General features: G+C 41.9%; 4 protein-coding genes. 2 read left to right on the forward strand and 2 right to left on the reverse strand.

The genetic code is table 11. The features are described from left to right. Positions 1-42 precede the first annotated feature (42 nt). Positions 43-1308: a GntP family permease gene (locus tag KO511_RS15455; RefSeq protein ID WP_215988302.1), complete on the forward strand. Its 1266-nt coding sequence runs from the start codon at positions 43-45 to the stop codon at positions 1306-1308. 48 nt (positions 1309-1356) lie between these two features. Next, a complete protein-coding gene (locus KO511_RS15460) occupies positions 1357-2493 on the forward strand; it encodes a glycerate kinase (protein WP_215988303.1) in 1137 nt (378 codons plus the stop codon). 96 nt (positions 2494-2589) lie between these two features. Here the strand turns inward: KO511_RS15460 and KO511_RS15465 are convergent, their stop codons facing one another. Further along, positions 2590-6636, reverse strand: a complete 4047-nt coding sequence (locus tag KO511_RS15465) for a hypothetical protein (RefSeq protein WP_215988304.1) — start codon at positions 6634-6636, stop codon at positions 2590-2592. A 156-nt stretch (positions 6637-6792) separates the two neighbouring features. Beyond that, entirely contained in the window at positions 6793-7539 is a 747-nt protein-coding gene (locus KO511_RS15470) for a tRNA-dependent cyclodipeptide synthase (RefSeq protein WP_215988305.1), read from the reverse strand. Positions 7540-7679: the final 140 nt, after the last annotated feature.

The raw sequence follows: 7679 nt of genomic DNA on the forward strand, positions 1-7679 counted from the left end.
AGTCTGCGTTCAGTTTGATCAATAAGCGAGCATAAAAGTAAAATGATAGAAGTCACTACTCTTGGCGCATTAACCGCTTTGGTTGTCGCCATTACACTTATTCTTAAAAAAGTACCACCAGCGTACGGTATGATCATTGGTGCGCTCATTGGTGGTGTTGTTGGAGGCGTATCACTAACAGACACGGTTGGCCTGATGATAGGCGGCGCACAAGATATTGTAACTGCGGTGCTAAGAATTCTTGCTGCGGGGGTTCTTGCTGGTGTATTAATTGAATCTGGCGCCGCTACTTCAATTGCAGAAACCATAGTTAAAAAAGTTGGTGAAACAAGGGCCTTACTCGCACTGGCTGTTGCAACTATGATCCTCACCTCCGTAGGCGTATTTGTTGATGTTGCCGTGATCACTGTTGCCCCTATTGCTCTTGCAATTGCTCGCCGAGCTGATATTTCTAAAACGGCCATCTTACTTGCTATGGTTGGCGGGGGAAAAGCAGGCAATGTAATGTCTCCAAACCCTAACGCTATTGCTGCAGCAGATGCCTTTGACGTCCCCCTTACATCAGTCATGGCGGCAGGTATTATTCCTGGTTTGTTTGGCTTGGCGCTGGCCTACCTGATTGCAAAAAAATTAGTCAATAGAGGCTCAAAAGTCGAAGCCACTGAAGTCATCGATATCGACCATTCTCGAATTCCCAGTTTTAAACTATCCATTGTCGCCCCTCTGGTCGCTATCGTCCTTTTATCACTTCGCCCCATTGCGAATATTAATATTGATCCACTCATCGCCTTGCCCCTAGGCGGGCTAATTGGCGCGCTTGCCATGGGACGCTTTGCCGATACCAACCATTTCGCCGTTTCAGGGCTTAGCCGAATGGCACCTGTCGCGGTGATGCTGCTTGGCACAGGCACCTTAGCTGGCGTTATCGCTCACTCAGGACTAAAAGATGGTTTAATTGAAGTGCTCACAGCCTCTGGTTTGCCCTCATTTCTGCTTGCCCCGATTTCAGGCGCTATGATGGCACTAGCAACCGCCTCCACAACGGCAGGCACAGCTGTGGCCTCTTCTGTGTTTAGTGATACCATTTTACATCTAGGCGTACCCGCTTTGGCTGGGGCGGCGATGATTCATTCAGGTGCAACGGTACTTGATCATATGCCTCACGGCAGTTTTTTCCATGCCACTGGCGGCGCACTTCATATGGATATTAAAGAGCGTCTCAAGCTCATTCCCTACGAGTCAGTTGTTGGTCTACTGATCGCTTTTGTCTCAACCATGATGTTTGGTGTGTTTGGTTGGTTTGTTTAAAACCCAGTGCCGCTTAGATGCATGTTAACCTTAGTTTGAGGATAGAAAATGAAAATTATCATCGCACCTGATTCTTACAAAGAAAGTTTAACCGCAATGGAAGTTGCTACAGCAATTGAACAGGGCTTTAAAAAGGTTATTCCAGATGCAAAATACATTAAGTTACCAATGGCTGATGGCGGTGAAGGCACAGTGCAATCACTAGTGGATGCAACTAATGGAAGTATTTTAACCGCTAAGGTTACAGGTCCATTGGGTGAAACTGTTGAAGGTTTCTATGGTTTGTTAGGTGATGGCTCCACCGCTGTGATTGAAATGGCTGCAGCATCTGGCCTTCACCTCGTTGAGCCTGCTCAACGTAACCCGCTTTTCACCACTACTTTTGGCACTGGTGAACTGGTTAGTCATGCGTTAAACTTAGGCGTAAAGCACATTATTCTTGGTATTGGTGGCAGCGCAACCAACGATGGCGGCATGGGGATGGCACAAGCACTCGGCGCTCGTTTTTATGACCAATCAGGTACAGAGTTGGGATTTGGCGGCGGTTCACTATCCCAACTTGAAAAAATAGACTTATCTGGCCTAGATAAGCGTTTATCGAATATAAAACTGGAAGTTGCTTGCGATGTTGATAACCCATTATGCGGCTCCAAGGGAGCGTCTCATGTCTTTGGTCCACAAAAAGGGGCCACACCAAAAATGGTAGAGCAACTTGATACAAACCTTGCCCACTTCGCTGATGTGATTCGTCAAACGACTGGCAGAGAAGTCATCAACCAAGCGGGAGCTGGTGCAGCAGGTGGGCTAGGTGCGGCGCTGCTTGGTCTATTGAATGCAAAGTTGCGCGCTGGAATCAATATTGTGACGGACTTTGTAAAGCTTGAACAAGAAATCAAAGACGCCACTCTGGTGATTACAGGTGAAGGGCGTATCGACAGCCAAACCATTCATGGAAAAACACCGATAGGCGTCGCTAAAATTGCTAAAAAATATCACCTACCTGTGATTGGTATTGCAGGGAGCGTATCTAAAGACTGCCATGTGGTCTATGACCACGGCATCGACGCTGTATATAGCGTCGTGCTTGGCGCCACCGAACTTTCAACCGCGTTAAAAGAAGCAAAATCAAACATTGAAATAACAGCACGAAATATAGCCACAGCGCTTGCGCTCCGTCTAAAATAACCCCTAAGTTTACAGTGTAAAGGCCGCTATTTTGCGGCCAGTGGCACTTTTGTGTGACACCCGAAGGTAACCTCACACTGGAGTTAGCATTGGCGGCTATTCAATATTAATGACCAAATAGGCCGAGCCTTTAATATCAATACTTTTTATTGTTTTATACCCAAAGCTTTCCCCATAGTCTGTCAACATAAACACGGTTGCTTTTACATTATCTGTCGCTAAAAGCGTTTTAAATGCCTCTGGATTACTTTCAAGCGTTACTCTTATTCCGTTCGCACGCGCGACCCTACCTCCGATAGCTTCAATCACCTGCTGTGTACCACTATTTTCGATGCTCGCTTGAATCGACATTGTTAAGTTCTTAGCATCGACTTTGGCTGCTAAGTACGCGTTATACATAATATCAGCATAAGTAAGTGTCTTACTATAATCATCACTTTTATAAGATGATGACGTTGTGATTGATTTTCCATCTTTTGATACATACAAATCATAAGCAGCTTTAGGTAGTTCTCCTTCGGGTGTCTGCTTAGCGCCTATTTTGAAGTGTTCGGTCTCTCCATCAATAAATTCCTTCACATTCACCGGCGGTTCTGATTTCTGGCCTACTTTAACGAAGTTTTTGTAGTTGGTTTCGAAGGCACCCGCTGTACTTTTCGCGGGCCCCTTTTCTAGAATACTATCTGTCAATCGTGTCCAGTTTCTATCACCTTTTGCATACATTTCCGCAAACCATGCATCATTTTCACTAGGTTTATTAAAAGTTTTGGCTAAGCTAAATCTTGTTTTTGTCGGTAACCCTTGACTCGAAAATGGAGGCAGTCGGTTCGGTATTGAAGGTGGCCGAGGTACTGGCGGCGGCACAGGTAACCCCCCAACAGGTGGAGCCGGCGGTGCAGGTGCCCCGCCTATTGGTGGGATAATGTCATCAGGCAGCCTCGGTGGATTGGGGTTACCTAAAAAATATCCAAATTTTCCATTGACCCGGCCCGTTTTTCCACCGGTTTTGAATTTAAAGAAGTTAAACACTTTTGCTGTGGCTGGTCTCGTTGGTACAGGAAGAGGGACCAAGGCTTCGTATAAAGCGGCCGTCATAATGACCGCACTTTTCTGAGAAGCTGCCAATACTTTAGTACTCATTCCACGAGCCACATATCGAATCAAGCGCCCGCCTCTCAAACCTTTTGCCATTCCAGATATAAGTGCTCGCATGCCTTGTTTACCTAATGCGGCTGACAATTTTCCAACTTTACCCACGGCGCCAAATAAAGGTATGACCGAAAGTAAATCGAGTAAAATAGTTCCACTGTTTGCAATGTATCGCCTATCTGTAGTGCGGTTGTAAATCGTCTCATAGAAAGGCACTATCGCCTTAACAAATTTGTGAAATCCATTGGTATCATCAAAAGCCGCTTGAAAATCAATCGCCAGCGTATCAAGTGCTTCTTTTATCCCATTTGGCAAAGTATCTGGCGCACTAGAACCTATTTTTATTGGCTTAGCTTGAGTATCTTTTACCAGTGTATAAAAAGGATGTACTGCATGTTCAAATGGATTGGTATTGGTATCACCATCATAAAGCAGAGAAACAAAGTTTTTTGCAGCCCAATCACAAAGCATCCCCGTGTATCTTTTGAAATGCCTTGGTGCCTCCTCTGGCATCAACCATGCTTTTTCAAACGATGATAGTCCCGATTTTTCTATCGAACCCATAAATCGAGATAACTCCTCTTCTTCTACTACAGTTGACTTGGGATCCCCAAAAAAGTTCGCAAATAAAAGGTATCGTCCGGAAGACAACTGCATGATGACACATCTTCCTGGGATATATTGACAAGGATTGGATTCTGGTCGAATTGTCCCCCCTCGACCATCACCATATTCACTTAATGATCGGCCCATAATGACATAGGATTTAAGCATTCTTGGCGGCTCTAATACCTCTTCAAGGCTCAAACCATTGTTTGCCAGCACCAACGCCGATATTTGACTCGCGTCATATTCACTACTGCCATTTTCTTGGTAGTCATAGAACTGATTATTGTACTCTTCTCTACTAGTAGACTGGCTGTATTTTATAAAGTCTGAAAATGTTCTGTATGCTTCTGGTTTTGGCTGATTTACCAGATCTCTAAAAGGATTATGACTTTCTCTATCTGTGTAAAACACATCAAACATTTTTTCTAAACTTAAATGCGTTAAGCCTTCATTTATCAATAGGTGATAGATAAGTGGTTCAAGAAGGCGAATCTCTTCATCTTTGCTAGATAGAGTCTCGGCAAGCTCACTAGGAAAGACAATATCTTTATAATTATTAGTGGCTTTGTACTCTTTTATCTGATCTATGATTTCTGATGAGTTTAACAGTCTTACGCAAGAAACTAGATCGTGATAATCTTGCTCCACATAGCCAATGAGCTCTGTTTCATTCGGCCACAGAGAAGGAGGACACTCTACTGTCAACTCGTCTAACTTTTTCTGGATGTTTGCCATTCCATCCACTGATAGAGGTACTGGAAAATCACTAATTCCGGATACTGATAACTGAAAAGCTCTAATCATTACCCGTGTTTTGGCCTGAATTAATCCCTCATAAAGTTCAGCATTAATACCCGTATTGTTATTACTCAAAACTGATAGCATGATGTTAACTTGGCATAAAAAGTCAGCAACTCCAGGAAACGTTTGATTGTTACCTAGACGATTTACCTCGACTTGAATCAAGCGCTCCACTTTATCAGGCAAATCATCTACATGGATAACGTCATATAGAAGGTAGTCTTGATATACCTTATTGTTAGTAACGTAGAGGCGACCTGCATACTCCCTTGTAACCTTGCCAATAGATGTTGAGATGCGTTTAGCCCCTTCATCCGACTGCAACCAAGCCAACACTTGTGATTCAAGCTGCTTTTCATCAAAACTACGGCTAAATGGTAAAAGACGAATCTTAGTTAATTGTTCAAACTCTCGTTGAGACATTCCCACAGGTGGTGTGAGATTAGACTCTATCCACTTAAAGTACTCATACAATGCATATTGCCGCACTCGAAGCGTCTTCATACCTATATTTGGCGTTATACCACGCTCAATTTTACTCTCTTCAATGGCTAAACGTTGAAAAGTGTCGAAAAATCCATGTTCCTTCACTACTCGCTGCATTCGAAGCATAGAATTTATGTATATGGAGGCCAGTGTCTTATGTTTTTGTTTCTCTTTGAGACGCCGGCTTACCAACCTTCGTCCTTCTCTCAATTGCTTTAAACGGGCTCGCTCTTGCGCCGATAAGCTACCCTTTTCATTACGCTTGGCTTTGAGCTTGTTAATTTTCTTTAATTGACGAGCAAGTTTACGTTTAAGTTCTCTAACTTGATCCCCATACTGCTTGCGCAGTATGGCTTTATCTGTCCCTATTGCTGCTTCAAATACTTTTTCATTTATCAATGAGAATACATGCTCAGTAGGCAGAATAAGCTCACTCTTCAAGTTAGGGCGATCATGGTTTATTCTCTCAATTAAGTCCTCAGAATCAGATAGTTCGACGAGCTTATCGGCGACGACTGAACTTGCCTTCTTCAAACACCAAAGTTCATCACCTTTACTATCTTGATTCTTATTACAAAGAGCGACCAATATGGCATATAGTTGACATATATACTCTCCATTACCTGAGAATGAAGCTTGGTTTTGCATCTTGGACACTTCCGAGTCAACGACTTCCTTCACCCTTCTGAGATACTGACTCAGATTCAATTCATTGAGATAGAAATCGAGTGTAAAATCACGAGCTAACAAACCATACTTTTCGGTATGAATAGTGTCAGCGAACTTAACTTCAGACGCATTAATTGCTGCAGCAAACTCTTGTTCAGATAAACCTACAATGTGACTTGAGGTTTCACGAGTATCACGTCGAGTTCGATGAATGGAAAGTGGGGGTGTAGCAAAAGCATCATTTTTTTCTTCAATATTGGGAAAGATAGATAATGAAATCGATTCAAGATTCTGTACCACTTCATTAATATCACGGCCATCATCAATAGAAGAAAGCCCTGAACCAGAAAAAACTAATGGCGTAGAATCAGAAGAATAAGGTGCCCTAGCTAATTTGTAGGGCAGAGGAGTTTGAGAACCAGTAGACACGATGGGTTATCCTTATTAGTATCATTATTTAGATACACACAAGATAACTAATAAAAACGACGATAGAGCGTATAAAACAAACATTCATATTAATTAAGCAACAGAGATAATATTCGAGCTTGTGATAACGACATACCAAGCTATCTCGATTACTCACTAAACCATAGAACTGATTCCTTTGAACCTTAAAGAAACTATTATTAAGTCACGTAACGCTGAGGGAGCTTGCGGATGCTGCCCATCAACAACTTCATCAAGAATGGTAAAAGCACCTGGGTACAACATCACTGGTAATTTTTGGTCAAATAGACAGGCAAATATGGCAAATTCCTCTAAGAAATATTGAATAGAGTTTTGTACCTGAGGCGTATCTTCTATTTTAGTTATAGCAACAGGCGCGATTTTCTGAAACTGTATTGCTGATGAAATGACTGAGTTCTTAAAAGATAACTCTTCGCTGTAGAGCGCTTGTAAAGATTGATAATAACTCATGTAAAGATCCGTTGTTTGTATCTCTGAACATCGGATAAATTGGAAGGTTGTCGGCAAATTAAGTCTATCTATGATAACTTGTGCTTGCTCAATATATTGCCTTCCCATATCTAAGGCTTGATCTAAACATGCCTGCTCCGTAAGGCTGGAGGATAGATGGATTAGATTTAAACGATGAATGCTGTCTCCCACTAATAAAGTACATGAATCAAATCGCTTAGAAATCCATTTTAGGACGGCCTCAAGTTTTAGTGGCGTAAAGTGATGATTACTCAGGCTAATACCAAGAAAACAGCTCTCTAATTCATGGAAACTACTGCGCTTATCACTAGGATAAACACGAGACACTTCCGTTCTATATCGTTTTCTTTTTGTTAAATTTTCTTTTTTTTCTACTGTTATATCAATCATATAAGACCTATAATTTAAAAATATAAGTATTATTTCATTTTTTAATAAGAATAATATAAGTATTATTCTTATTATCGTGAAATATTAAAAAACCAATACTATACACCCAGTAAAAATCATCAATTAAATACTTCGAATAT

The sequence above is a fragment of the Vibrio hepatarius genome (genome assembly GCF_018860525.1).
GTDB lineage: Bacteria > Pseudomonadota > Gammaproteobacteria > Enterobacterales > Vibrionaceae > Vibrio > Vibrio hepatarius_B.

Coding starts and splice junctions, on each gene's coding strand:
- KO511_RS15455 (WP_215988302.1), top strand. CDS start 43: ATGATAGAAGTCACTACTCTTGGCGCATTAACCGCTTTGGTTGTCGCC.
- KO511_RS15460 (WP_215988303.1), top strand. CDS start 1,357: ATGAAAATTATCATCGCACCTGATTCTTACAAAGAAAGTTTAACCGCA.
- KO511_RS15470 (WP_215988305.1), bottom strand. CDS start 7,539: ATGATTGATATAACAGTAGAAAAAAAAGAAAATTTAACAAAAAGAAAA.